The 26,933-nt window shown below is 71.1% G+C and carries 10 protein-coding genes; 9 read left to right on the top strand and 1 reads right to left on the bottom strand.

The features are described 5' to 3' along the window. The first annotated feature begins 13 nt into the window (after nt 1-13). Nucleotides 14-5,245, top strand: coding sequence for a type I polyketide synthase (locus G6N61_RS29645; RefSeq protein WP_163924397.1), 5,232 nt, complete (start codon nt 14-16; stop codon nt 5,243-5,245). Here G6N61_RS29645 and G6N61_RS29650 read toward each other — a convergent pair. Beyond that, on the bottom strand, nt 5,235-6,896 hold the full coding sequence (locus G6N61_RS29650) for a (2,3-dihydroxybenzoyl)adenylate synthase (protein WP_163924398.1): 1,662 nt from the start codon (nt 6,894-6,896) through the stop codon (nt 5,235-5,237). The genes G6N61_RS29645 and G6N61_RS29650 overlap by 11 nt on opposite strands. A gap of 101 nt (nt 6,897-6,997) precedes the next feature. On the opposite strand from G6N61_RS29650, the gene G6N61_RS29655 reads away from it, so the two are divergent. From G6N61_RS29655 to G6N61_RS29690, 8 genes are read left to right on the top strand one after another with little or no spacing between them, the layout of a single operon-like run. Next, nucleotides 6,998-10,540 (top strand): non-ribosomal peptide synthetase, encoded by a 3,543-nt coding sequence (locus G6N61_RS29655; protein WP_235887345.1) that lies wholly within the window; start codon nt 6,998-7,000, stop codon nt 10,538-10,540. Next, nucleotides 10,537-11,277 (top strand): thioesterase II family protein, encoded by a 741-nt coding sequence (locus G6N61_RS29660; RefSeq protein ID WP_163924400.1) that lies wholly within the window; start codon nt 10,537-10,539, stop codon nt 11,275-11,277. The genes G6N61_RS29655 and G6N61_RS29660 overlap by 4 nt, the downstream gene beginning before the upstream one ends. Continuing rightward, on the top strand, nt 11,267-12,586 hold the full coding sequence (locus G6N61_RS29665) for a beta-ketoacyl [acyl carrier protein] synthase domain-containing protein (protein WP_163924401.1): 1,320 nt from the start codon (nt 11,267-11,269) through the stop codon (nt 12,584-12,586). Before G6N61_RS29660 ends, G6N61_RS29665 begins: the two co-directional genes overlap by 11 nt. Continuing rightward, complete coding sequence (gene mbtD / locus G6N61_RS29670; RefSeq protein ID WP_163924402.1) at nt 12,586-15,567, top strand: mycobactin polyketide synthase MbtD; 2,982 nt, start codon at nt 12,586-12,588, stop codon at nt 15,565-15,567. The genes G6N61_RS29665 and mbtD overlap by 1 nt, the downstream gene beginning before the upstream one ends. After that, nucleotides 15,560-21,007, top strand: a complete 5,448-nt coding sequence (locus G6N61_RS29675) for a non-ribosomal peptide synthetase (RefSeq protein WP_308215030.1) — start codon at nt 15,560-15,562, stop codon at nt 21,005-21,007. The genes mbtD and G6N61_RS29675 overlap by 8 nt, the downstream gene beginning before the upstream one ends. Then, on the top strand, nt 20,992-25,386 hold the full coding sequence (locus G6N61_RS29680) for a non-ribosomal peptide synthetase (protein ID WP_163924403.1): 4,395 nt from the start codon (nt 20,992-20,994) through the stop codon (nt 25,384-25,386). Before G6N61_RS29675 ends, G6N61_RS29680 begins: the two co-directional genes overlap by 16 nt. After that, nucleotides 25,383-26,699, top strand: a complete 1,317-nt coding sequence (mbtG, locus tag G6N61_RS29685) for an NADPH-dependent L-lysine N(6)-monooxygenase MbtG (protein WP_163924404.1) — start codon at nt 25,383-25,385, stop codon at nt 26,697-26,699. Before G6N61_RS29680 ends, mbtG begins: the two co-directional genes overlap by 4 nt. Continuing rightward, a complete protein-coding gene (locus G6N61_RS29690; RefSeq protein ID WP_163924405.1) occupies nt 26,696-26,929 on the top strand; it encodes an MbtH family protein in 234 nt (77 codons plus the stop codon). The genes mbtG and G6N61_RS29690 overlap by 4 nt, the downstream gene beginning before the upstream one ends. Nucleotides 26,930-26,933 lie beyond the last annotated feature (4 nt).

The raw sequence follows: 26,933 nt of genomic DNA on the forward strand, positions 1-26,933 counted from the left end.
CAATATTGTCCGCATGGACTTAGGCAAGGCTTACCAGAGTTCGCCGGAGGCGATCGCGTCGCCCGAGCCCATCGCCGTCATCGGTCTCGGCGTCCGCGTGGCCGGGAACGTCTCGACCCCGGCTGCGTTCTGGAACTTCCTTCTCGACGGCAGAAGCGACGTGCGCGAGGTGCCCGAGGAGCGCTGGGAGCCGTACCTGCGCCGCGATCCCCGCAACGCCGCGGTCCTGCGCGACACCACGAGGTGGGGCACGTTCCTCGACGACCTACCGGGGTTCGACGCCGAGTTCTTCGGAGTGTCGCCGCGGGAGGCCGAGTTGATGGATCCGCAGCAGCGGCTCGCGCTCGAAGTGAGCTGGGAAGCGCTCGAACACGCGGGCGTGCAACCGAAGACGCTGGCCGGCAGCGACACCGCCGTGCTCATGGGCGTCAACTCCGACGACTACGGCAAGCTCATCATGGAGGACCTGCCCGGCATCGAGGCCTGGACGGGCATCGGCACCTCGCTGTGCGGCATCGCCAACCGCGTCTCGCACCTGCTCGACCTCCGCGGCCCCAGCGTGGCACTCGACGCCGCATGCGCGGCCTCGCTGGTTGCGGTTCATCAGGCGTGCCAGATGCTGCGTGCGGGCGAGACGTCACTCGCGCTGGCCGGCGGTGTCAGCGCTCTGATCGGACCGGGGCTGGTCCGCGTCCTCGACGAGGCAGGTGCCACCGCGAGCGACGGCCGCTGCAAGACGTTCGACGCGTCCGCCGACGGCTACGGCCGCGGGGAGGGCGCCGGCGTCGTGGTGCTCAAGCGACTCGCCGACGCCCAACGCGACGGCGACCGCGTGCTCGCCGTCGTCCGCGGCGGTGCCATCGCCCAGGATGGCCGCACCGTCGGCATCATGTCGCCCAACGGCGAGGCGCAGGCCGAGATGTTCGCGCGAGCATGCCGGACCGCGGGCGTGGCGCCCGCCAGCATCGGGTTCGTCGAGGCGCACGGCACCGGCACGCCGTCCGGCGACCCGACCGAGGTGGGCGCACTGGCCGCGGTGTACGGCCGTGGCCGCGCCGACGACGACCGCTGCAGGATCGGGTCGGTGAAGCCGAACGTCGGTCACCTCGAGGGCGGCGCAGGCGTCATCGGGCTGATCAAGGCGGTCCTCGCACTGCACCACGAGACCATCCCGCCGACGGCGGGGCTGCGGGAACTGACGCCTGCGATCGACTGGGCCGCAAGCGGATTGCGCGTGCCGACGAGCGTCGAGCCATGGCCGCGTGGGGACGCCCCGCGGCGTGCGGCGGTGTGCAGCTACGGCTATGGCGGCACCATCGCGCACGTTCTGCTCGAGGAGGCGCCAGCGCCATCAAAGCCCCGCGGCAGCGAGACGTCGGCGCCGCTCGTCGTGCCGCTGTCCGCGCGGTCGGAGGCCAGGCTGGCCGCAGCGGGCGAGGCGCTCGCCGATCACCTCAGGGTCGTCGACGTGCCGACCCGCCTCGTCGCCGCCACGATGTGGACGAGGCGAACCCACGAACCCGTCCGCGCCGCCATCGTCGCCGAGCACCCGCACGAGGTCACATCGGCTCTCGACGCCCTCGCGCGTGGCGAAGCCGCTGCCAACCTCGTCACCGGTTCGGCCCGGCCCTGGCAGCACGAGGGCGCCGTCTGGGTGTTCTCCGGCCACGGCTCCCACTGGTCTGGCATGGGCTGCGAACTCCTCTCCGCCGAACCGGTTTTCGCGCGCGTCGTCGATCAGGTCGACGAGGTGTTCGGCGTCGAACTTGGCTTCTCCGCGCGCGAGGCGCTTACCACCGGTGAACTCGGCGGCACCGACCGGGTGCAGGCGCTCACGTTCGCCATGCAGGTCGGCCTCGCCGCGGTGCTGCGCGAACGAGGGGTGACCCCGGCCGCCGTCATCGGCCACTCGGTCGGCGAGGTCGCCGCCTGCGTCGTGGCCGGCGTCTTCGACCTGCGCCACGGCGCGGCCGTCGCCTGCTACCGCGCCCGCGGCTTCCGCTCCGTCGCAGGGCAGGGTGCGATGGCGCTCGTCCGGTTGCCGTTCGCCGACGCGGAGCAGCGCCTCGATGGCCGCGACGACGTGGTCGCGGCGATCAGCGCATCCACGGAGTCGACCGTCATCTCCGGGCTCGCCGACGCCGTCGACGAGATCTCAACGGAATGGACCGATCAGGGCATCGTCGTCCGTCGGGTGAACACCGACGTCGCCTTCCACAGCCCGGCCATGGACGCGCTAGTGGGCGACCTCGCGCGCCACGTCGCGGACCTGCCGCCGACGACGGCCGCTCGGATTCCGCTCTACACCACCGCGCTGGCCGACCCGCGCTCGACCGCACCCCGCGACCACGACTACTGGGCGACCAACCTGCGCGGCCGGGTGCGCTTCGCCGAGGCTATCACCGCGGCGGCCGAGGACGGGCACCGCCTGTTCCTCGAAGTGTCCGCGCATCCGGTGGTCTCCCACTCGGTCGTCGAGACGCTGCTCGGCCTCGGTATCGACGAGCACGCGGCGATACCGGTACTGCGCCGCGACACCCCGGAGGTGAGGGCCGTGGCCACCGCCGTGGCCACGCTGTACTGCCACGGCGCGAACGTCGACCACGGCATCGGCTCACACGAGCCGTGGGCGGGTGACCTGCCGGGCACTCAGTGGCAGCACAGGCGATTCTGGCGCACCCCCACCCCGCCGCCGGGCGGTCGTGGCGTCCACGACGTCGCCAGCCACACCCTGTTGGGCGGCAGGATCGACGTCGTCGGCGCGATGTCGACCAGGATGTGGCAGACCAGGCTCGACCTCGACAGCCGGCCCTACCCGGGCGACCATCCGGTGCAGGCCACCGAGATCATCCCTGCCGCAGTGCTTCTGAACACTTTCCTCACCGCCGCGCGCGGTGGCCGGGTCGACGAGCCGGGTGAGTGCACGGGTGTTGGACTGGCCGACGTCCGGCTTCGCACACCGGTCGCACCGGCCCGCGCACGCGACGTTCAGGTGGTCCTGCACGACCGGGAGCTGACCCTGTCGTCGCGGTTGGTCGACGCCGGAGCGCCCGACACCGAGCAGGACGGCGGTTGGCTGACCCACAGCGGCGCCGTGGTCGCCGTGCGAGACGACATCGACGAACTGCTGGACACGGCATGCGATCTCGACGCGGCCCGCCGCCGGTGCACCGAGGAGCTGCCGCCCCGTCACGTGATCGACACGCTCGCGCGCCTCGGCGTGGCCGCCATGGGCTTCGGTTGGGACGTCCGCGAGATGCACCGCGGGCCGGACGAATTCCTCGCCGTGGTCGATGCGGAAGCGGACGGCTCCGCACCGACCTCGTGGGCATCGCTGCTCGACGCGGCCACCTCGGCTGCGTCGACGATCTTCGACGGCCCACCGAGACTGCGCATGCCCGCCCGCATCGAACGGGTGCACGTACACGGTGCACCGCCCGCTACGGCGACACTGCTGGTGCGACGACGGCCGGGAAGCACGACCACCGACGTGACGATCACCGACGACGCCGGTTCGGTGCTGGTGTCCCTTGCCGGGATGGCATTCGAGGAACTCGAGAACCCCGGGCAGTGGTCGGCGGGCGATCCGACGCGCCTGCTGCACCACGTGGCTTGGCACGAGGTGGCGTGGGACTGCGACGATCGGCCGAGTGGTGTCGTGCTGGTCGGCGGCGACGTCGACGGCCTCGACGCGGCGGTGCGCGACCTGACGGCGGCAGGCGTCCCGTACCGCGCCGTCGAGGACCCGAGCGAGATCGCGGACATCACCGAGTTCGAGGGTCTGCCACCGGATTTGGGCCGAACCGCCGTCGTGGTCGTGCTCCCGAGGCAGGACGAGGCGCCGGAGTCGTCGGTGGACCTGGTCGTCCGCACACTGACCCGATTGCAGGAATCCAGCCTGACCGCCCGGCTCTGGGTGCTGACCACCGGCGTGTACGAGGGTGGCAACCTCGCGCACTCGCCGCTATGGGGGCTGGCCCGGGTCGCGGCTGCCGAACACCCCGGACTGTGGGGCGGCGTCATCGACGTCACCGACGGTCGGCTGCCGCTCGGTGCGTTGACGTCGCTGCACGGCCATGGCGTCGTGGTGATCCGGGACGGGTCGGCACTGGTCGCACGTCTCGCCGCGCCTGCCGCCGGGTCGGGCGACCCGATGCAGTGCTCACCGGGAGGCACCTACCTGATCACCGGCGGAACCGGCGTGCTGGGCCTGCTGGTCGCGCAGCGTCTCGCCGATCTCGGTGCCCGGCGGCTGGTGCTGCTGTCGCGGTCCGGCCTGCCGCCGCGGTCGCAGTGGGACGACGACGCAGACCGTGCGGACACCATCCGCGCGGTGGCGGCGCTGGAGGAGCGCGGCGTCTCGGTGACGGTCGCGGCCGTCGACCTGGGTGCGCCGGGATCAGCCGACGTCCTGCGGTCGGTACTGCGCGACCTACCGCCCGTGCGTGGGGTTGTCCACGCCGCGGGCGTGGAAGCCGGTGCGCTGCTGTCGAATACGACTGCCGCGGACTTCGCGGCCGCCATGCACCCGAAGGTGCACGGCACGCTCGTGCTGCACGAGGTCTTCCCTCCGGAGCAGCTCAACTGGATGGTCCTGTTCTCCTCCTGCGGTTACCTGGCCGGCTTCCCCGGTCAAGGCGCCTACGCCTGCGCCAACTCGTTCCTCGACGTGATGGCGCGGCACCGGCGCAGCCTCGGGGATCGCACCACCGCGATCGCGTGGACGGCGTGGCGTGGTCTCGGCATGGGATCGGCGTCGGACTTCGTCGCCGCGCAGCTCGACGCGCTCGGGATGGGTACCGTGACGGCCGACGACGCCCTGCGGGCACTGGATCTCGCGATGCGCGACGACGACCCGAACGTGGTCGTACTGCCGGTGCTGCCTGCCGCAACCACCGTGCCGATCCTCGCCGACGTCGCCCCTGCCGATGACGACTCGGCCGATGGCGGCGACGGGAGCGACGCCGAGATGGGCTCGGGCGAGATCGATCCCGACCGGCTCGCCCGGCTGGTGCTCACCGCCGTGGCGGGCCAGCTCGGGCTCGCCGAGGCCGACCTGGACGCCGACCTGCCACTGGTCGAACTGGGCGTCGACTCGATCATGACCGTCCGTCTGCGCCGTCAGCTGGAGAAGCAGACCGGCCTGTCACTGCCACCGACGCTGCTGTGGGAGCACCCCACGGCGGCGGCCGTATCGGCCCGGATCGTGGAGATGCTCTCACCCGCATCCCCGGTCAGCCGGTGATCGCCGCGACCACCTTCTTCTTGTCGACCTTGCCGACGGCGGTCATCGGCAGTGACGGCATCGGCACCAGCACGTCGGGCCGGGCGTGCTTGGACGCCCCGCGCTCGTCGAGGAAGGCGTTGAGGTCCGCCAGGCCGACCGGTGCGCCGCGGAAGACGATTGCCGCGCAGATCTTCTCGCCCAGGTAGTCGTCGGGCAGCGCCACGGCTGCCACCGCGTACACGGCGGGATGGGTGAGCAGGTGGTCTTCGAGGTCGCTCGCCGAGACCGTCTCGCCACCCCGGTGGATCACGTCCTTGATGCGGCCGACGACCTCGATGTTGCCTGCCCTCGGGCCGTCGGCGAAGATCCGCACCCGGTCGCCGGATCGGTAGAAGCCGTCGGGGGTGAACGAGCGGGCGTTCGCCTCGTCGGCGCGGTAGTAGCCGTTGATGGTGTACGGGCCGCGGACCAGTAGCTCGCCCTCCTCGCCGGGGGCGACCTCGACGCCGTTCTCGTCGACGACGCGCAGCTCGTCATGGGGGGACACGGGCCTGCCCTGGGTGTTGGCGACCACCTCGACGGGGTCACCGGGCCTGGTGAACTGCAGCATGCCCTCGGCCATGCCGAAGATCTGCTGCAGCCCGGTGGTCAGGCCGTCGTAGATGTAGCGGGCCTCCTCGCGCGACAGCCGGGACCCACCGACCTGAACCAGGCGCAACGACGTCGGCAGCACCGGCTCCCACTCGCACGCCTGGGTCCACAGCTTGGCCAGCGCGTTGACCAGGGCGGTGACCGTCACGCCGTACCGGTCGATCAGCGCGAACGCGGACTCGGGGCTCGGATCGTCGGTGAACACCGTGGTGGCACCAACGGTCATCGACCCGAGCAGGCCTGGGCACGCGAATGGGAAGTTGTGCCCTGCGGGCAGCACCACCAGGTACACGTCGTCGTGGACGAGGCCACACGCCTGCGCGCTCGCGGTCGTGTTGTAGACGTAGTCGTCGTGGGTCCGTGGGATCAGCTTCGGCAGGCCCGTGGTGCCGCCCGACACCAGCAGGACGGCGGGCGCGGTGGTGTCGACGTCGTAGGCGGGTGGCGTGGTGTCGGGGCCGTTCCGAAGGTCGGACCAGGAGTCGAACGGGCCCTGCTCGCCGAGTACCAGGACGTGCCGTAGGTCGGGATTGGCCTCGACGAGCTCGGTCGCCATGTCGCGGTAGTCGAAGCCGGCCGCGACGTCCGGGATGATCAGACCGACCGCGCCGCTCACCTCGGCGAAGTGCCCCAGCTCCGCCGAGCGATGGCCCGGCAGGCACAGCACCGGCACCGCGCCCGCCCGCAGCAGCGCGAAGGCGGCGACGGCGAACTCCTTCGAGTTGGGCAGTTGCAGCAGCATTCGGTCACCGGGACGAATCCCGCGAGCTGCCAGCGCGGCGGCGACTCGGTCGGCGAGCGCGTCGAGTTCGCCGAAGGTGAGACCTCCGGTGGCATCGATCACAGCGGGCTTGTCGGGCCATTGCCGGGCGGCGTCGCGGAGGATGTCGTCGAGCCGGCGTCCCTGCCAGTAACCGGCCCGGCGGTACTCGTCGGCGCGGTCGTGCGGAAACGGTGTGAAACCCCGTACGAGATCCCGTTGCTCGCCTTGAAATGCCTGGTGGGTTGACGTGTTCACGAGCGCAGCCGAGCCCTTCGGGTAGGAGTGTTGACCGGATCGACAATAGGGTAGCCTCCTCAAAGTTAGGGCAGCCTTTACTAATACTTGGAGGGACCACAGTGGGTGTTGCTGCGACGACTCCGCAGACCGTGCGCGACGAGGTCGCCGAGTTGCTCGGTGTCTCGCCCGAGGCGCTCGACCCCACTGCCGACCTGATCGCATCCGGCTTGGACTCCATCCGCATGATGTCGCTGTCCGGACGGTGGCGGAAGCAGGGCATCAACGTCGGATTCGCCGCGCTGGCCGCGAGTCCCACCGTCGAGTCGTGGGTGGACCTGGTAGCCGAGCACGCTCCCCACCTATCCGTCGAAGCCGTTGCTGCAGAACAGGATTCGACGGCAGGTGCCGCTGCGGACGACGACCCCGGCACACCGTTCCCGTTGGCGCCGATCCAGCACGCGATGTGGGTCGGCAGGCACGGCGAGCAGGAACTCGGCGGCGTGGCAGCGCACCTCTACGTGGAGTTCGACGGCGACGGCGTCGACCCGGAGCGGTTGCGCATGGCCGCGGCGAAACTCGCTGCGCGCCATCCCATGTTGCGTCAGGAGATCCTGCCCGACGGCACCCAGCGGATCAGCGACCGCGGACTCCCGGTCACCGTGTTCGATTTGCGCGACCTCGACGACGACACCGCCGAGGAACGACTCGAGGCCACCAGGGACGCGAAGTCGCATCAGTTGCTCGACGACGCCGTGCTCGAGATCTCACTGTCACTGCTGCCCGGCGGGCGCACGCGGCTGCACGTCGACATGGACATGCAGGCCGCCGACGCGGTCAGCTACCGCAACTTCATGGCCGACCTCGCCGCGCTCTACCGCGGCGCCGATCTGCCCGAACTCGGCTACACCTACCGCGAATACCGCGCCGAGCTGACCGCCACCACGCCGCCGCCGTCCGAGGACGACCTACGGTGGTGGGCCGAGCGCGTGCCGGATCTGCCGGAACCGCCTGCGCTGCCGTTGGTTCCGCGCGACGAGCAGGTGAACCCGCTGCGCAACATCCGGCTGTGGCACGTATTCGACGTCCCCACCCGCGATGCCCTGTTCGCCGCGGCACACCGCCGGGGCCTCACGCCTGCCATGGCGATCGCGGCGTCGTATGCGAATGCGTTGGCGCACTGGTCGACCAGTGCGCGGTTCCTGCTGAACCTGCCGATGTTCGGCCGCGAGCCCTACCACCCCGACGTCGACAAGCTGGTCGGCGACTTCACGTCCTCGCTCATGCTCGACATCGACCTCACCGGAACCACCACGGCGGCGCAGCGCGCCCGCGCGGTCCAGGAGGTCCTGCACGAGACCGCCCAGCATTCGGCCGTGTCGGGGCTGACCGTCCTGCGCGACGTGAGCCGCCACCGCGGCACGCAGACTCTGGCGACCATCGTCTACACCTCCGCGCTCGGGCTCGGCGACCTGTTCGCCGGTGACGTCACCGACCAGTTCGGCGAGCCCGTGTGGACGATCTCACAGGGCCCGCAGGTACTGCTCGACGCGCAGGCGACGCCGCTCGCGAACGGCCTGATGATCAACTGGGACGTCCGCGTCGAGGCGTTCCCGCCGGGTGTCCCGGAGGCGATGTTCGCCTACCAGGTGGCCGAACTGCGCCGACTGGCCACCGACGACGCGGCGTGGGACACCGCCGATCCGCCCGCGGTGTCCGAGGAGTCCCGCGCGGTGCGCAGCGCCGCCAACGCCACCGCAGCGCCTGCGAGTGGCGACAATTTGGTCGACGGGTTCTTCCGCAACGCCGAACGCACACCCGACGCGGTCGCGGTCATCGGTAGCGCAGGCACGCTGACCTACGGAGAGTTGAAGGACCAGGTGCTGTCCATCGCGGCCGCACTGCAGTCGCGTGGCGTGCACCGTGGTGACGTCGTCGCGGTGATGGGCCCCAAGAACGCCGAGCAGATCCCCGCCCTGCTGGCGATCCTGACCGCCGGTGCGGCCTACCTGCCGATCGGCGTCGACCAGCCCGCCGAGCGCGCGGCCCGAATCCTCGAGACCGGCGGCGTCGAGTTCGCGCTCGTCACCGGTACCGAGCTACCCGACGTGCTCGACGTCTGCGGGGTGCCTGCGCTGACCGTGGCCGACGCCGAGATCGTCGGCGACCCGGCTCATCTGGAGCCCACGGCGGCCGCGCCGAAGGACCTGGCGTACGTGCTGTTCACCTCCGGCTCCACCGGTGAGCCCAAGGGCGTCGAGTTGACGCACGACGCCGTGATGAACACCCTCGAATTCCTCTACCGCCACTTCGAGATCGGACCCGACGACCGCGCGTTGGCGCTGTCGCACCTCGAGTCCGACATGTCGGTACCCGACGTGTTCGGCACGTTGCGGGCGGGCGGCGCCGTCGTCGTGGTCGACGAGGACCAGCGCCGGGACCCCGACGCATGGGCTCGCCTCATCGACGAGCACCGGGTCTCGGTCGTGAACTTCCTGCCCGGCTGGCTGGAGATGCTCGCCGAGGTCCCCGGGTCGCTGGCGTCGCTGCGGGTGGTGCTAGCCGGCGGCGACTGGGTGCGCCCGGACATGGTGCGCGCGTTGCGCGATCGCGTGCCCGGCGTGCGGTTCGCCGGCCTCGGCGGCGCCACCGAGACCGCGGTGCACGGCACCATCTACGAGGTCGGCGAGGACCTCGACCGCGACCTGCCCGCCACCTGGACCTCGGTGCCCTACGGCGTGCCGTTCCCGAACAACGCCTGCCGCGTCGTGAACGTCAACGGTGAGGACTGCCCGGACTGGGTGCCCGGCGAGCTTTGGTTCTCGGGTCGTGGGATCGCCCGCGGATATCGCGGCAGGCCCGACCTGACCGCAGAGAAGTTCGTCGAGTACGACGGGAGCACCTGGTACCGCTCGGGTGACCTGGTGCGCTACCGGCCCGACGGCACACTGGAATTCGTCGGACGGGCCGACCATCGGGTCAAGCTCAGCGGCTACCGCATCGAACTCGGCGAGGTCGAGGCCGCACTGTCGCGCGTGGACGGCGTCGCGGCCGCCGTGGCGGCAGTCGTCCCCGCAGGAGCCTCCGGCGGTGGGCGCGACGTGCTTGGCGCCATGGTCCGCATCGACGACCCCGCCGTCGACACCGAGACCGTCGCCGCGCGGGTGGCCGACATCCTGCCACCGCACATGGTTCCGCAGCTGCTGGTCGCCACCGACCGAATTCCGTTCTACAACGGCAAGATCGACCGCAGGGGCATCACCCAGCAGCTGGTCGAGGCCGGAGTGCCCGCCGAACGCAGCTACCGCGCGCCGTCGACCGCACTGCAGCGGGCACTGGCCGCCATCATCGGCGAGGTGCTCGGCCGCGACGACGCCGGGTCCGGAATCGGGCTGGACGACGACTTCTTCGCACTCGGCGGGGACTCGGTGCTCGCGACCGCGACGGTGGCACGCATCCGCGACTGGCTGGACACGCCGACCGTCATGGTGCCCGACGTCTTCGCGACGCGGACAATCGAAGCGCTGGCCGGCCGCCTGACCGCACGGGAGGCAGGCAGCGATCGACTCGAACAGGTCGCCGAGCTGTACCTCGAGATCTCCGACATGGACAACGCCGAAGTGGTGTCCGAGTTGGAGCGCGCCGCCGTGCAGACCCAGTCATGACCGACGCCCGGTCACTCGTCGTCAAGCCGTGGGTCAAGCGGTATCCGGTCGACGGCGGGCCCGCGACGCTGGTGTTTCCGCACGCGGGCGGGGCGGCACTGGCCTACCGGTCGCTGGGTACCGCACTGGCGAAGGCGGGCAGCGATGCGTACGTGATGCAGTACCCGCAGCGCGGTGACCGCCTGTCGCATCCCGCTCCGGCGAGCGTCGGTGACCTGGCACGCGATCTGTTCGACGCGGGGGACTGGGCCGCGCTGGGTCCCGTCCGGCTGTTCGGGCACTGCATGGGGGCGGTGGTCGCATTCGAGTTCGCCCGCGTCGCCGAGCGCGAAGGCGTCGAGATCGACGCGCTGTGGGTGTCGGCGAGCGAGGCGCCCTCGACCGTCGCCGCGGCACCCGATCTGCCGATGGCGCAGAACGAGATCATCGCGGAGATGGTCGATCTGGGCGGCACCGATCCCCGGCTGCTCGACGACGACGACTTCGTCGAACTGCTCCTGATGGCGGTGCGCGCCGACTACTCGGCGTTCAACCGGTACGCGTGCGACGCCGACGCTACGATCGCCGCGGACATCCACACCCTCGGCGGCGACCGTGACCATCGCGTCAGCGAGGACATGTTGCGCCGCTGGGAGACTCACACCACGGGCGCGTTCACGCTGTCGATGTTCGACGGCGGACACTTCTTCGTCAACGACCACACCGCAGAGGTGGCGGAGTTGGTCAATGACGTCTGACGATCCGGTGGTGATCGTGGGCATGGCGATCGAGGCGCCGGGCGGCGTCACCGACGCCGACTCCTACTGGTCACTGCTCTCGGAGCAGCGAGAAGCCCTCGGGCGCTTCCCGACCGACCGCGGCTGGGCCATACGCGACCTGCTCGACGGATCCCGCCGCGACGGGTTCAAGCCGATCCACGACCTGGGCGGATTCCTCGACGACGCGGCGGCGTTCGATCCCGCCTTCTTCGGCATCTCCCCACGCGAGGCGGTGGCGATGGATCCGCAGCAGCGGGTGGCGTTGCGGCTCGCGTGGCGGGCGCTGGAGAACAGCGGCATCAACCCCGACGACGTCGCAGGGCATGACGTCGGCTGCTACGTCGGTGCGTCCTACCTGGAGTACGGCCCGGAGTTGACCGAGTACTCCAACCACAGCGGACACCTGATCACCGGCACGTCGCTGGGCGTCATCTCCGGACGCATCGCCTACACGCTGGACCTCGCGGGCCCGGCGATGACCATCGACACGTCGTGCTCCTCGGCGCTGACTGCCTTCCACGCGGCCGCCCAGGCGATCCGCTCGGGGGACTGCGACCTGGCGCTGACCGGTGGCGTCTGCGTGATGGGCACACCGGGATACTTCGTCGAGTTCTCCAAGCAGCACGCGCTGTCCGACGACGGCCGCTGCCGCCCCTACAGCGCGCTCGCGAGCGGCACCGTCTGGGCCGAGGGGGCCGCGATGTTCCTGCTGCAGAGACGATCCCGTGCACTGGCCGACGGCCGGCACGTCCTCGCGGAGGTTTTGGCCTCGACGGTGAACCAGGATGGTCGCACCGTGGGCCTCACCGCACCGAGTGGCACGGCGCAGGCCCGGCTGTTCGGCAAGGCCATCGACGCCGCCGGTGTGCGCCCGCAGGACGTGGGCATGATCGAGGGCCACGGCACCGGTACCCGCCTCGGTGACCGCACCGAGCTGCGGTCGCTGGCCCAGACGTACGGCGCCACCGCACCGGGTGCGGGCGCACTGCTCGGGTCGGTCAAGTCGAACGTCGGTCATGCGCAGGCGGCGGCCGGCGGGCTCGGCCTGGCCAAGGTGCTGGTCGCAGCAAGCCATGGAGCCGTTCCGGCGACCCTGCACGTCGACGAAGCCAGCCGCGAGATCGACTGGGATGCACAAGGCCTGCGCCTGGCCACCAAGCAGACACCGTGGCCCGCAACCGACGGCAGCCGGATCGCGGCGGTGTCGGCGTTCGGCATGAGCGGCACCAACGCCCACGTCGTGGTGTCGATGCCCGAGCGCCAGAGCCCCGACGGGGAGGCCGCCTGATGGTCGGCACCCCGCTGCCGGATGGGCGGACCCCGGTCCTGCTGAGCGCCCACGCCGAGGACCTCGTCGCCGCCGACGCCGCGGCGATCCTCGCCTTCGTGGACCGCCGACCGGCCACCGAGGTGGCGGACGTGGCGTCGACACTGCTCCGCACCCGTCGCCTACGCCGCTACCGGGCCGTGGTGCGCGCCGCCCACGCCGACGAACTACGCGCGGGTTTGGCGGCCCTCGCGGCGGGCGACGATCACCCACTGGTCACCAGGGCGACGGCACCCGGCGCCCAGGCGGGCAGTCCCCGCGTCGCCTTCGTCTTCCCCGGGCAGGGCAGTCAGTGGCCGTCGATGGGCGCCGCTGCCTACGATCGCCTGCTCGAATACCGGGCCGAGGTCGACGCGTGCGCGGCGGTGTTCTCCGCGGTCGGCGCAGCGTCACCGCTGGACTACCTGCTTGCCGAGCGTGGTGCTCGGACCAATGACTTCAGCCAGGTGCAGATCCAGGGCGCGCAGTTCGTCCACGGGGTGGCGCTGGCGCGCGTCTGGCGATCGGCCGGTGTGCTGCCCGACATCACCGTCGGCCACAGCCTCGGCGAGATCGGCGCCGCCTACGTCGCGGGCGCCATCAGCCTCCCCGTCGCCGTCGGCGTCGTGATCGCCCGCGCCACCCTGCTCGACCGGCTGACCGGCCCCTACCGCGTCGCCGTACTCGGGATCACCGAGGACGAGGCCCGCGACGTCATCGCGCACACCCCGGGGTGGCTGGAACTGTCGGTCGTGAACTCGAAGTCGTCGGTCGCGGTGTCCGGCGACGGTGACGCGGTAGCGGCCGCGGTCCGCACCGTCAGCGAGGGCGGATCGTTCGCGAAGCCGATCGAGATGTGGTTCCCCGCGCACACCACCGCGCTGGACCCGATGCGCTCCGACCTCGACGCACTGCTACCCGGTGGTGAGTTCCTGGACACGCCAGTCGAGTTCATCGGATCGGCGACGGCCGACGTCGTTCCCTCGGGCACCTTGTTCGCCGACTACTGGTACGGCAACCTGCGATCCACGGTCCGGTTCGACCGTGCCGTCGCCACCGCCGTCGAGCGGGGCGCGCGCACCTTCGTCGAGATGTCGGCCCACCCCGCACTGCTGTTCGCCATGGGCGACGTGCTCGACGACCTGCCCGACGTGGCCGAGGGCAGCGTCACGATGGTCGGCTCTGGCCGGCGCGACGAGGACGTCACGAACCGGCTGTCGGCCAACATCGCGGCAGTCGTCGCCGCGGACACGAATCACGGCTGGACCGATCCGCTCGATCGATCGCGGAAGCCGTTGCGCGACTTTCCGTTCGCGCCGATGCGGACGAACCGGCACTGGGCCGCCCCCGAACCCCTACCGCCGATCGCCGGCATCACCGTCGCCGTCGAGCAGTGGCAGCCGGTTCCGGCCACCACGGCCGGCGAGGTGCGCCGCGTCGCCGTCCTCGATGCCGGGGGAGACCAACCTCTCGCCGACGCGCTGCGCTCGGCCGTCGACCGCGCCGACGGGCTGCGGCAGGTCGACGTCGTCGACGCGGACGTCCTCGTCGTCGTCGCCGACCACGTCGCGCAGCACGACGCCGTCGCGGCGGCAGACGATCTCACCGACCGCTGGGAGCGCGGTCTGCTGAGCTACGTCGACGCCGTCGCCCCCACCCATCGCGACGTGTGGCTGGTCACCATGGGCGCTGAACGCGTCGGCGCGGCCGACCCGGCGCCGCTGCCCTTCCCGGCCGCCTTGGCGGCGATGCACCGCAGCATCGGTCTCGAACACCCCGACCACCGGTTCCGGCACCTGGATCTGTCCAGCGACCACGACGTCTCTGCCGACGCGCTGGTGACGGCACTGCTCGGCGACGGCGACGTCGTCGCCATCCGCGGCGGGGGCACCGCGCAAGTGGCACACCAGCGGTCGATGCGCGACGCGTCCGTCGCGACGCCGTCGTGGTCGGCGGACTCCGGAGTCCTCGACGAGGTCGTCATCACCGGCGGCGGCGGCGCCATCGGACTGCACTATGCGCGGGCGCTCGCCGAACGGGGCGCGCGTCGGATCGTGCTGCTGAGCCGCGGCGGCGCCGACGCCGCGGTGCTGCGCCGTCTCACTCAGACCCACGGCACCGAGATCGTGGCGCCACCGTGCGACGTCACCGACCGGGCCGGCCTGGCCGCCACGGCCGCCGAGTTCGGTGGCGGCGGTGCGTCATTGGTCGTCCACGCCGCGGGCGCCGCCGTCATCGCACCGCACCGCGACCTGACGACGGCAGGCGTGCGCGACACGTTCGGCGCCAAGGTCGGCGGCCTCGGCCACCTCGTCGACGAGTGGCCGCTGCGCGCCGACACGCGAATCCTGCTGTGCTCCTCGGTCTCCGGACTCTGGGGTGGCCGCGGGCATGTCGCCTACTCGGCAGCCAACCGGCTGCTCGACGTCATGGCCGCCCACCTCCGCGCCCAGGGGCGGCACTGCACCGCCGTGCGATGGGGCCTGTGGCAGGACACCGGCATCATCGACGCCGAGGAGATCACCCGGGTCCAACGCTCGGGGCTGCTGGCGATGGCACCGGACCGTGCCATGGAGGAGAGCTTGCGCGATCACGCCAACGACCCGTTGGTGTTCTCGGCGGACCCGAATCGGCTGCGCGCGTTCCTCGGTCAGCCGGACACCCCCGCGGCCGCGGCGCCGACCGCCGACGGCGCCGACGTCCCGGACGGACTCGATGCGACCGACACCATGCGCCTCGCGCTCGGTGCGGTGCTGAGCCTGGCCGACGCCGGGGGCATCGACCTCAACGCCTCACTGCTCGACCTCGGCGTCGACTCGCTCCTGGCGCTCGACCTGAGGAAGAAGCTCAAGAAGGCCACCGGGCGAACGGTGCCGCTGGCCACGATTCTCGGCGGCGCAACCGCGGCCGAGTTGATCGATCACCTGAACCGACCCGACGAGAAGGCGCTCATTCGTGACTGACATCGCAGACGGCACCCGCACCGCTAGCGACTCCCGGCTGGAGTTGATGCGCCGCAGGCTCGCCGAGCGCGGACTGGCCGGCGCGTCCGAGTCGCAGGCCACCGCCGTCGACCCGACCGCGCTGTCGGACGGCCAGCGCCGGATGTGGTTCGTGCAGGCCGCCGACCCCAGCGGCGTACTGCTCAACATCTGCCTGTCCTACCGGCTGACCGGCGCACTGGACGCACAGCGGCTCCACGACGCCCTCGACGCCGTGGCCCGGCGGCATCCGATCCTGCGGACGACGTACCGCGCCGACGAGAACGGCGACCCGCGCGCCACCGTGCACGACGACCTCACCCCCGGCTGGGCGGTGCACGACCTGTCCGACAAGTCCGAACGGGCCCGCAAACTGCGGCTCGAGGTGCTCGCGCAGCGCGAGTTCGGCACGCCCTTCGACCTGAGTACCGATGCACCACTGCGCATCACGCTGATCAGGACCGCCGCGGCCGAGCACGTCATGCTGCTCGTCGCACACCACATTGCGTGGGACGACGGGTCGTGGGGCGTGTTCTTCCCCGACCTCACCCGCGCCTACTCCGGCGAGACCCTGCCGCCGACACCGCGGCGGGTCGCGGCGCCGGACGACGCGGCCGCCGACGACCTCGACTACTGGCGAGCGGTGATGGCCGCCCCGCCCGAGCCGCTGGAACTCCCCGGCCCCAACGGATCGGCCGTCCCGACCAGCTTCCGGTCTCAGCGCAGCACCCTGCGGTTGTCCGCCGAAACCGTCGGCAAGGTCGCCGACTTCGCCCGCGACACCGGCGCCACGCCCTACATGGTGCTGCTGGCCGCATTCGGCGCGCTCGTCCACCGCTACACCCACGCCGACGACTTCCTCGTCGCGACGCCGGTCCTCAACCGCGACACCGACGAGACCATCGGCTACTACGGCAACACCGTCGCGATGCGGCTGCGGCCGACCGGACGGATGCGCTTCCGCGACCTCGTGGACGCGACGCGTGACACCGCACTCGGCGCGTTCGCCCACCAACGGGTCAACCTCGACCGCGTGGTGCGCGAACTGAACCCCGACCGGCGCCACGGTGCCGAGCGGATGACCAGGGTCAGCTTCGGCTTCCGCGAACCCGACGGCGGCGGATTCAGCCCCGAGGGCGTCCACAGCGAGCGCGCCGAACTGCGCGGGCACATCACGCAACTGCCCCTGGGCTTCATGATCGAACTCGACGCCGACGGTGCGGTGGTCGAAGCCGAACACCTCACCGAGGTCCTCGACGCCGCGTTGGCCGCCCAGATGCTGCGCCACTTCGCGGTGCTGCTCGACGACGCACTCGCCGCACCCTCGACGCCGCTGTCACGGCTGCGCCTGTTCTCCGCCGAGGACACCGAGTGGATGCACGCGGTCGCGACCGGGAAACGCTTCGAGACGCCCGCAACCACGCTGACCGATCTGGTCACCGCACAGGCTGCCCGCACACCGGACAACGTCGCGATCGTCTACGAGGGCAGGCACTACACCTACCGCGAACTCAACGAGGCCTCGAACCGGCTGGCGCACTGGCTGATCGCCCGCGGCATCGGCACCGAGGACCGGGTGGCGGTGCTGCTGGAGAAGTCACCGGAACTCGTGATCACGGCGCTGGGCGTCGTCAAGGCCGGTGCGGTGTACCTGCCGGTCGACCCGACCTATCCGCAGGACCGGCTGTCCTACATCCTCGCCGACTCCGACCCCAAACTGGTGCTGCGCGAGGCCGTGACCGATTTGGACGACTACCCGGCGTCCAACCCGACCGACGCCGACCGGGTGCGCCCGCTGCTGCCCGACAACACCGCGTACCTGATCTACACGTCTGGATCGACCGGCCTGCCCAAGGGCGTGCCGGTTCCGCACCGTCCGATCGCCGAGTACTTCGTGTGGTTCGGCGAGGACTACGCGGTGTCGCAGGACGACCGCCTGCTGCAGGTCGCGTCGCAAAGCTTCGACGTGTCGATCGGCGAGATCTTCGGCATGCTCGCGGCCGGTGCGCGCCTGGTCATTCCGCGCCCGGGCGGCCTCGGCGACATCGGCTACCTGACCGACCTGCTGCGCGACGAGGGCATCACCTCGATGCACTTCGTGCCGTCACTGCTCGGCCTGTTCCTGTCACTGCCCGGTGTGAACGAGTGGCGCACCCTGCAGCGCGTACCCATCGGCGGTGAGGCACTGCCCGGCGAGATCGCCGACAAGTTCCACGCGACGTTCGACTCGCTGCTGCACAACTTCTACGGCCCCACCGAGACCGTGCTCAATTGCACCCGGTACAAGGTCGAGGGCAAGCAGGGTGCCCGGATCGTCCCCATCGGCACCCCGAAGATCAACACCCACATCCACCTGCTCGACGACGCACTGCAACCCGTTCCGGTCGGTGTCATCGGCGAGATCTACATCGGCGGCAGCCACGTGGCCCACGGCTACCACGGCAGGCCCGGTCTCACCGCCGAACGCTTCGTCGCCGACCCGTTCAACCCCGGTGCACGGATGTACCGCTCGGGTGACCTCGCGCGCCGAAACGCCGACGGTGACATCGAATTCGTCGGCCGCGCCGACGAGCAGGTCAAGATCCGTGGCTTCCGCATCGAACTCGGCGAGGTGGCCGCGGCCATCTCCGTCGACCCGTCGGTGGGCCAGGCCGTGGTCCTGGTCAGTGATCTGCCCACGCTCGGCAAGAGCCTCGTCGCCTACGTGACCCCGGCCGCCGATGCCGACGTCGTGGAGATCGACCGCATCCGCGCCCGGGTGGCAGCGGCCCTGCCGGAGTACATGGTCCCCGCGGCCTACGTCGCGATCGACGAGATCCCGATCACCGCACACGGCAAGATCGACCGCCGAGCGCTGCCGGAACCCGAGATCGGATCGGCCACCGAGTACCGCGAACCGGCCACCGACACCGAGCGCCGCATCGCAGAACTCTTCGCCGAGCTGCTCGATCGCGACCGGGTCGGCGCGGACGACTCGTTCTTCGATCTCGGCGGGCATTCGCTGCTGGCCACGAAACTCGTTGCGGCGGTGCGCTCCCGATGCGGCGTTGACGTCGGCGTCCAGGACGTCTTCGAACACGCGACGGTGTCCGGACTGGCCCGCCACGTCGACCAGCTGACCGCCACGGGTGGCACGTCGGGACGGCCCGGCATCGTCGCCATCCCGCACGACGGGCCGATGCAGATGTCGGCGGCTCAGCTGCGGCAGTGGTTCCAGTTCCGCATCGACGGGCCGAACCCCGTCAACAACATCCCGTTCGCCGCCCGTGTCACCGGACCCAGCGACGTCGACGCGCTCGTCGCCGCGATCGACGACGTCGTCGAACGCCACGAGATCCTGCGCACCACCTACCGCGAGATCGACGGCGCACCACACCAGGTGATCAACCCGGCGGCACCGCTGCGGGTGCGGCGAGCCCGTGGCGACGGCGACGAATGGCTCCGACGCGAACTCGACGCCGAACGCAAGTACTGCTTCGAGCTGGAGACCGACTGGCCCATCCGCGCGGCCGTGCTGTCCACGCCCGACCACCACGTGCTCTCGATCGTCGTGCACCACATCGCCGCCGACCACTGGTCGGCCGGAGTGCTGTTCACCGACGTGCTCACGGCCTACCGGGCACGACGAGGCGGCCGGACCAGCACTGCACTGGACCCGCTGCCCGTGCAGTACGCCGACTTCGCAGCGTGGCAGAACCAGCTGCTCACCGAGGAGGGCGACGCGGGAGCGGCGGTCGCGGCGGAGCGCGAGTACTGGACCACACAGCTCGCCGACCTGCCCGAGGAGAACGGCCTGCGGCCCGACTTCCCACGCCCGCCCGTGCCGTCGGGCGGCGGTGACGCACTGGCCTTCGTCGTCGACGGCGACACCCGGGCCCGGCTGGTCGAGCTGACCCGCGAACTCGGCGTCACCGAGTTCATGTTGCTGCAGGCCGCGGTGGCCGTGGCACTGCACGCTGCGGGGGAGGGCGTCGACATCCCGCTCGGCACCCCCGTCGCCGGCCGCACCGAACCGCAGCTCGACCAGCTGATCGGGTTCTTCATCAACATCGTCGTGCTGCGCAACGACCTGTCGGGCAACCCGACGCTGCGCGAGGTGCTGCGGCGGTCACGGGAGATGGCGCTGGGTGCCTACGCACACCAGGATCTGCCGTTCGACCGGGTCGTCGACGCCGTCGCCCCCGTGCGGTCGCTGTCACGCAACCCGCTGTTCGGCGTCGTCGTCCACGTCCGCGAGGAATTGCCCGCCGATCAAGTGATTGATTCCGGTCCTGATGGCGAAACCCGTTTCACGGCACTGGAGCCGACGTTCGACGTCGCGCACGCCGACCTGTCGGTGAACTTCTTCGCCACCGCGGGCGCGGGCTACCAGGGCACCGTCATCTACCGCACCGAACTGTACGAGCGCGGCACCGCCGAACGACTGGTTGCGTCGCTGCACCAGATTCTCGACGCCTTCGCGAGTGACGCCTCGCAGACGCTGCGCGACGTCACCGTCGTTGACCCTGGCGAGCGGCGCCGCATCGTCGACGAGTGGAGCCTGCGGGCCGTCGCGCCGGAGGGGTCGACGCACGCCGCGAACGCCACCCACGTGTACGTGCTCGACCAGTGGCTGGAGCCGACCGGCGTCGGCGTCATCGGCGACGTGTACTACGCGGGCGGTGCGGTCGACGACGCGCACCGGCACGCGGAATCGGGCGGCAACGTCGCGAGCGCAACGCGTTTCGTGGCGAACCCGTTCGACGGTGGGGCGCGGCTCTACCGGACCGGTGAACGCGCCCGGTGGACCGACGACGGCAGGCTCGACGTCGTCGACGCCGTGGATCACCGACTGCAGGCCGCGCTCGAAGCGCTCGACGGCGTGGCGGCCGCAGCCACCCGGCACTGGCCTGCCCGGGTCGGTACGCAACTCGCCGGATACGTCGTGCCGCTGCATCCCATCACCGACGCGGCCGAGCGCAGCCGGTTCGCCGACGATGTCGCCGCGGCACTGCCCGAGGACCTGGTCCCGCCCGCGATCACCGTGGTCGACGACCTGGCCCCGGAGTCGTTGAGCCGCCCGGTCTTCCGCGCGGTGTCGTCGACCGAACCGGCCCGCACGGACACCGAACGCGCGCTCGCCGCGATGCTGGTCGACGTGCTCGGTTGTGCGGCGGTCGGTCGCCACGACGACTTCTTCACCCTCGGCGGCGACAGCATCCTCGCCGTGCAGCTGGCGGCCCGGGCACGTGACATCGGTGTGCCGCTGACCGCACGCATGGTGTTCGAACATCCGGAACTGGCCGAACTCGCCGCCGCCGTCGACGCGAAGGCCGGCAGCGGCACGGCCCCGACCACCGACACGCACCACGAGCCGATGGCCGCGTCCGGCCTGTCGGCCGACGAGCTGGCGGCGCTGACCGCCGGATGGGGCCAGGAGTGAGCCCTCCCGCGAATCCGATCGCGGACGTCCTGGCGCTGAGCCCCCTGCAGCAGGGGCTCTACTCGCTGGCGGGGCTGACCGACCGCGAGGACGGCGCCGACCCGTACGTCATCGCGATGGCCGCCGACGTCGAGGGCACCCTCGACCCGGAACTGCTCCGCGAGTGCGCCGAGAAGCTGTTGGTACGGCACCCCAACCTGCGTTCCAGTTTCGTCCAGGGCAACCTGAGCAAGCCCGTCGCCGTCGTCCCCTCGGCCGTCGAACTGCCCTGGCGACACGTCGTCGCGTCCGCCGCCGAGGCCGTCGCCCTGGAGGACGAGGAACGACGCCGATCCTTCGACTTGGGCAGGGGCCCGGTCATCCGGTTCCTGCTCGTCGAGAAGCCCGACCTGCGGTGGCGCCTGGTGGTGGTGGCCCACCACATCGTGATCGACGGCTGGTCGCTGCCGGTGTTCGTCGGCGAACTCATCGCCCTGTACTGCGCCGGTGGAGACGTCGACGCGCTGCCGCAGGCACCGCGGCCCTACCGCGACTACATTGGCTGGCTCGCTGGACGCGACCAGGAGGCGAGCCGCGTGCGGTGGCGCACCCACCTCGCCGACCTGACCGGGCCGACGCTGCTGTCGCCTGCACTGTCGGGCCGCGAGGCGACACCCGGACTGCCGCAGCGCACCGAGGTCATGCTCGACGAGCAGGACACCACCGCCATCCTCGAGTCCGCCCGAGCCAAGGGCGTCACGGTCAACACTCTGTTTCAAATGGCTTGGGCGGCAATCCTCTCGACGTTCACCGACCGCACCGACGTGGTCTACGGCGTCACCGTGTCGGGGCGCCCCGACGAGCTGAGCGGCGTCGAGTCGATGGTCGGCCTGTTCATCAACACCGTGCCGCTGCGGGTGCGGGTCGACCCGGCCGAGACGGTGCGTCGACAGTGCCTGGCACTGCAGCGCGAGGCCGCCGAACTGCGCGACCACAGCTACCTCAGCCACACGGAGCTTCGGACCCTCGGCGGCATCGGTGAGCTGTACGACACGTTGCTCGTCTACGAGAACTTCCCGCCGGGTGGCCTGGTGGGCAGCGACGACTTCCCGCTGGGCGGTGCGGTGCTCAAACCCGCTGCGCTGGAGAGCCTCTCGCACTTCCCGGTGACGATCGCCGCGCATCCCACCCACGGCAGGCTCACCGTGCTCGTCGAGACCCTCGACGGCGCACTGGGAACCCTGCGGCCCGAGCACCTCGGTAGGCGGGTGCTGACGGTCGTCCAGCGCCTCCTCGCCGCGTGGGACCGCCCGCTGCGCGAGGTCGCCGTCACCCTCGACGGCGAGGTGCACCATGGCGCGCCAAGCGTTTTGGGGGCACCCCTCGGTGGGTTCCACACCGCGGTGAGCGCCGTGGCGGCAGAGCGACCCGACGCGACGGCGCTGAGCTGGAGTGGCGGGGAACTGACCTACCGCGCACTCGACGACGAGGCCGACCGCCTCGCAGCCGAGCTGGTACGGCGTGGCGTGGGTGCCGAGACCCCGGTGCCGATCCTGCTGCGCCGCGGTCCGGACTACGTGGTCGCCATGCTCGCCGCGCTCAAGGCCGGCGGCATGATCGTGCCGCTGGACCCCTCGATGCCTGCCGAGCGGGTCGACGAGATCGTCGGCCAGACGGGCGCCGCTCTCGTCGTCGACGACGCGGTCGTGGCCGCCGCGACGTCGACACCCCCGGCCTCGTACCGGCCCGCGGACGTCGGCCCGGGGCAGGGCGCCTACGTCGTGTTCACCTCCGGAACCACCGGAAAGCCCAAGGGCGTCATCGGAACTCATCGCGCCCTACTGGCCTACGGCGCCGACCACGTGCGCAACGTCGTGGCACCCGCTGCGCGGCGGCTCGGCCGCCCGCTACGCATCGCCCACGCCTGGTCGTTCACGTTCGACGCGGCGTGGCAGCCGCTCGCCGCGCTGCTCGACGGCCACGCGGTCCACATCGTCGGCGACGACGTGCAGCGCGACGCAGAGTCACTGGTCGAGGAGATCGATCGCCACCGGATCGACATGATCGACACCACGCCGTCGATGTTCACTCAGCTGCGCGCCGCCGGTCTGCTGTCGACCGTGCCGCTGGCAGTCCTTGCGCTCGGGGGCGAGGCGATCGACACCGGGACCTGGCGGGCGATCCAGGACGAATGCGCGCGCACGGGCATGTCCGCACACAACTGCTACGGACCGACCGAGACCACGGTCGAAGCCGTCGTCGCCGCGATCGCCGACCATCCCGCTCCATGCATCGGTCAGCCGACCGACTCGACCACCGCCTATGTGCTCGACGCCTGGCTCCGACCGGTCCCCGACGGCGTGGCGGGGGAGCTGTACCTCACCGGCGGTCAGCTCACCCGGGGCTACCTCGGACGTGCCGCCGAGACCGCGGGCCGCTTCGTCGCCGACCCGTTCCGGCCGGGCGCCCGGATGTACCGCACCGGTGACGTGGTGCGCCGCACCAACTCCGGTCCAGCGGCGATCCAGTTCCTCGGCCGCAGCGACGACCAGGTGAAGATCCGCGGTTTCCGGGTGGAGCCCGGCGAGGTCGCCGCCGCACTGCACCGGCACCCCGACGTCCGCGGTGCCCACGTCGCCGTGCGCCGGCACCGCAGCGGTCCCCGGCTCGTCGCGTACGTCGCGACGAAGGCCGACGCCGCCGACCTGCGCCGGATGCTTACCGCGACGTTGCCGAGATACCTGGTGCCGCATCACGTCTACGTCGTCGACGAGATCCCGCTGACCCGCCACGGCAAGGTCGACGACGCTGCGCTGGCCGCCATCGACGCGATCCGAAGGCCCGATCAGAGCGAGGGGCCCGCCACCGACACCGAGGCCGTGCTCGCCGAGGTGCTGGCCGAGGTGCTGGACGCGCCGACGGTGGACGTCACCGCCGACTTCCTCGACCTGGGACTCGACAGCATCGTGGCACTCTCGGTCGTGCAGGCGGTGCGGCGGCGGGGACTGAGCCTGCGCGCACGGCTGATGCTCGACTGCTCGACGGTGCGCGAACTGGCCGCGGCAATGGACTCCGACACCGCGGAGCACGACCGGGCATTCGACGAGGACGGCGAACCGATCCCGCTGCTGCCGAACGGGCACTGGCTGCTCGCCCACGGCGACGCCCGGCGACTGGCCCAGTCGGAGGCCATCCGCTTGCCCGACGGCGTCACCCGCGATCACCTGGACGCCATGCTGCGCAGCGTGATCGACGGTCACGCCGTACTGCGCAGCCGCCTCGACGTCGAGACCATGACGCTGGTCGCGCATCCCGTCGGCGACGTGCTGTCCGAGGTCGTCGTCTCCGGTGACATGCCGACCGCGGTCACCACGCAAACCGGCCTCGCGGTGGAGCGCCTCGACCCGCAGCGCGGCGTGATGCTCGACGCCGTGTGGTTGCGCCCGGCCGACGGCGGCTCCGGCGTGCTGCTGCTCACCCCGCACGTGCTGGCCGTCGACCCGGCATCGTGGCGGATCGTGCTCGGCGAACTCGAAACCGCTTGGCATGCACTGACAGCCGGGCGCTCGCCGACCCCCGCGCGCGAGCATACGCCGCTCGGTACCTGGTCGAGGCTGCTGCACGACCGCGCCATGAAGCTCGAGACGGTGGATTTCTGGGCCGCGCAGGTCGAGGGGCCCGACCCCGATCTCGGCACGCGGCGCGTCGATCCCGACCGTGATCGGGTGGCCGACGTCGTGGTCACGCTGGCCCTCGCCGACCCCGACCTGACCGAGCGGGTACTCGCCGGTCCCGTGCCGACCACCGAGGTCCTGATCGCGGCGACCGCACGCATGGTGGACCGGTGGCGGCGCCGCCGCGACCAGCCGACACCACCACCGCTGCTGGCGCTGGAGACCCACGGCCGCGCCGATGCCGTCGTGTCCGAGGGCATCACGGGCCACGTCGTCGACACCGGCGACACCGTCGGCCTGCTCAGCGCCATCTACCCGATGCGAATCGACGCCGCCGACCCCGCGGCGGTCGCAGCCCGGCTGGCGTGCATCCCAGGCGACGGAATCGACTACGGGCTGCTGCGCTACCTGCGCCCCGATACCGCCGAACGACTTGGCGCACATCGTGATCCGCAGGTGCTGGTGAACTTCCTCGGCCGGTTCCACCAGGATTCCGCCGCCAACGCCCTGCGATCCGACCGCGCGCTGCTGACCGATGCGTCACGCTTGCCGGAGCCCAACCTCGCCGTACGCCACGAGCTGACGCTCATGGCCGCGGTGCTGGAACGGGACGGCAGGCCGGTGCTAGGAACCCAGTGGCGCACCCTGCCCGACATCCTGTCCGCCGATGACGTCGCGATCCTGCAGACGTCGTGGCTGGACGCCCTGCGAGAGGTGACCGAATGACGTCCGAACCCAAGACCCTGGCCATCGTCGGCGCGGGCGCCAAGGCCGTCGCGATCGCGGCGAAGGCCGCCGAGCTGCGCGCGATGGGCGTCGACGCGCCCGACGTCATCGCCGTCGAACGGTCGGGCGTCGCCGCCAACTGGCAGTCCGGCGGTGGCTGGACCGACGGCAACCACAGGTTGGGCACCGGCCCCGAGAAGGACGTCGGCTTCCCGTACCGGTCGTCACTCGTCCCACGCCGCAACGGCGAACTCGACGAGCGGATGACCCGGCACAGCTGGCAGGCCTACCTCATCGCCACGGGCCAGTTCGCCGAGTGGATCGACCGGGGCCGCCCGGCGCCCACGCACCGCCGGTGGAGCCAGTACTTGCGCTGGGTGGCCGACGACATCGGGATGCCCGTCGTGCAGGGCGAGGTGGAGCGGATCTCGGTCTCGACTGACGATGGCGCGGAGCGGTGGTCGCTGCACACCGCGGAGACCACGGTGCACGCCGACGGCGTCGTCATCACGGGTCCGGGGCAGGCCGAACGGTCGGTGCTGCCCGGCAACCCGCGCGTCATGTCCATTGCGCAGTTCTGGCACCACGCCGCCTCGCACGAGCGCATCTCCGCCGAGCGGGTCGCCGTCATCGGTGGCGGGGAGACGGCCGCGTCGATGCTCAATGAACTGTTCCGACACCGGGTTTCGACGATCACGGTGATATCGCCGTCGGTCACGCTGTTCACCCGCGGCGAGAGCTTCTTCGAGAACACCCTGTTCTCCGACCCGACCGGCTGGACGAGCCTGACGCTCTCCGAGCGGCGCGACGCCTTGGCCCGCACCGACCGCGGCGTGTTCTCGGCACGCGTGCAGGACGCACTGCTGGCCGACGACCGGATCCGACACCTCCGCGGGCGGGTGGCGCACGCCGTCGCACGCGACGGCCGAATCAGGTTGACGCTCAGCACGAATACCGCCGGCGAGGCCGTCGAGACCGTGCACGGGTTCGACCTCGTCATCGACGGATCGGGTGCCGACTCGCTGTGGTTCCTGCCGCTGTTCGACCAGGACGCGCTCGACGTGTTGGAACTCGGCATGGGCGGACCGCTCAGCGGTGAGCTGCTGCAGGAGTCGATCGGCTACGACCTCGCCGTCACCGGGGTCCATCCGAAGTTGTTCCTGCCCGGCCTGTCCGGGCTGACCCAGGGGCCCGGCTTCCCGAACCTCAGCTGCCTCGGCATGCTGTCCGACCGCGTCCTCGGTTCGGATCTCACCGCGGCGCAGCCCGTCGCCTCGTTCGCCCGATCACGACTCGATGAGGAGACTCGATGAGCACCAACCCGTTCGACGACGAGAACGGCGGCTTCTACGTCCTGGTGAACGACGAGGAGCAGCACAGCCTGTGGCCGGTCTTCGCCGACGTTCCCGCCGGCTGGCGCGTGGTGTTCGGCGAGAGCACCCGGGCCGACTGCCTGGCCTTCGTCGAGGAGAACTGGACCGACCTGCGACCGAAGAGCCTGCGCGACGCGATGAGTGGCGGGGCCCAGCAAGCTCGTCCGTAGGCTG

This window comes from Mycolicibacterium arabiense (assembly GCF_010731815.2).
In the GTDB taxonomy this organism is placed as follows: domain Bacteria; phylum Actinomycetota; class Actinomycetes; order Mycobacteriales; family Mycobacteriaceae; genus Mycobacterium; species Mycobacterium arabiense.

What these genes read in the sequence shown, in the direction of transcription:
- G6N61_RS29645 (WP_163924397.1), top strand. Translation starts at nt 14, where the DNA reads ATGGACTTAGGCAAGGCTTACCAGAGTTCGCCGGAGGCGATCGCGTCG.
- G6N61_RS29660 (WP_163924400.1), top strand. Translation starts at nt 10,537, where the DNA reads ATGACCGACGCCCGGTCACTCGTCGTCAAGCCGTGGGTCAAGCGGTAT.
- G6N61_RS29665 (WP_163924401.1), top strand. Translation starts at nt 11,267, where the DNA reads ATGACGTCTGACGATCCGGTGGTGATCGTGGGCATGGCGATCGAGGCG.
- mbtD (WP_163924402.1), top strand. Translation starts at nt 12,586, where the DNA reads ATGGTCGGCACCCCGCTGCCGGATGGGCGGACCCCGGTCCTGCTGAGC.
- G6N61_RS29680 (WP_163924403.1), top strand. Translation starts at nt 20,992, where the DNA reads ATGGGGCCAGGAGTGAGCCCTCCCGCGAATCCGATCGCGGACGTCCTG.
- mbtG (WP_163924404.1), top strand. Translation starts at nt 25,383, where the DNA reads ATGACGTCCGAACCCAAGACCCTGGCCATCGTCGGCGCGGGCGCCAAG.
- G6N61_RS29690 (WP_163924405.1), top strand. Translation starts at nt 26,696, where the DNA reads ATGAGCACCAACCCGTTCGACGACGAGAACGGCGGCTTCTACGTCCTG.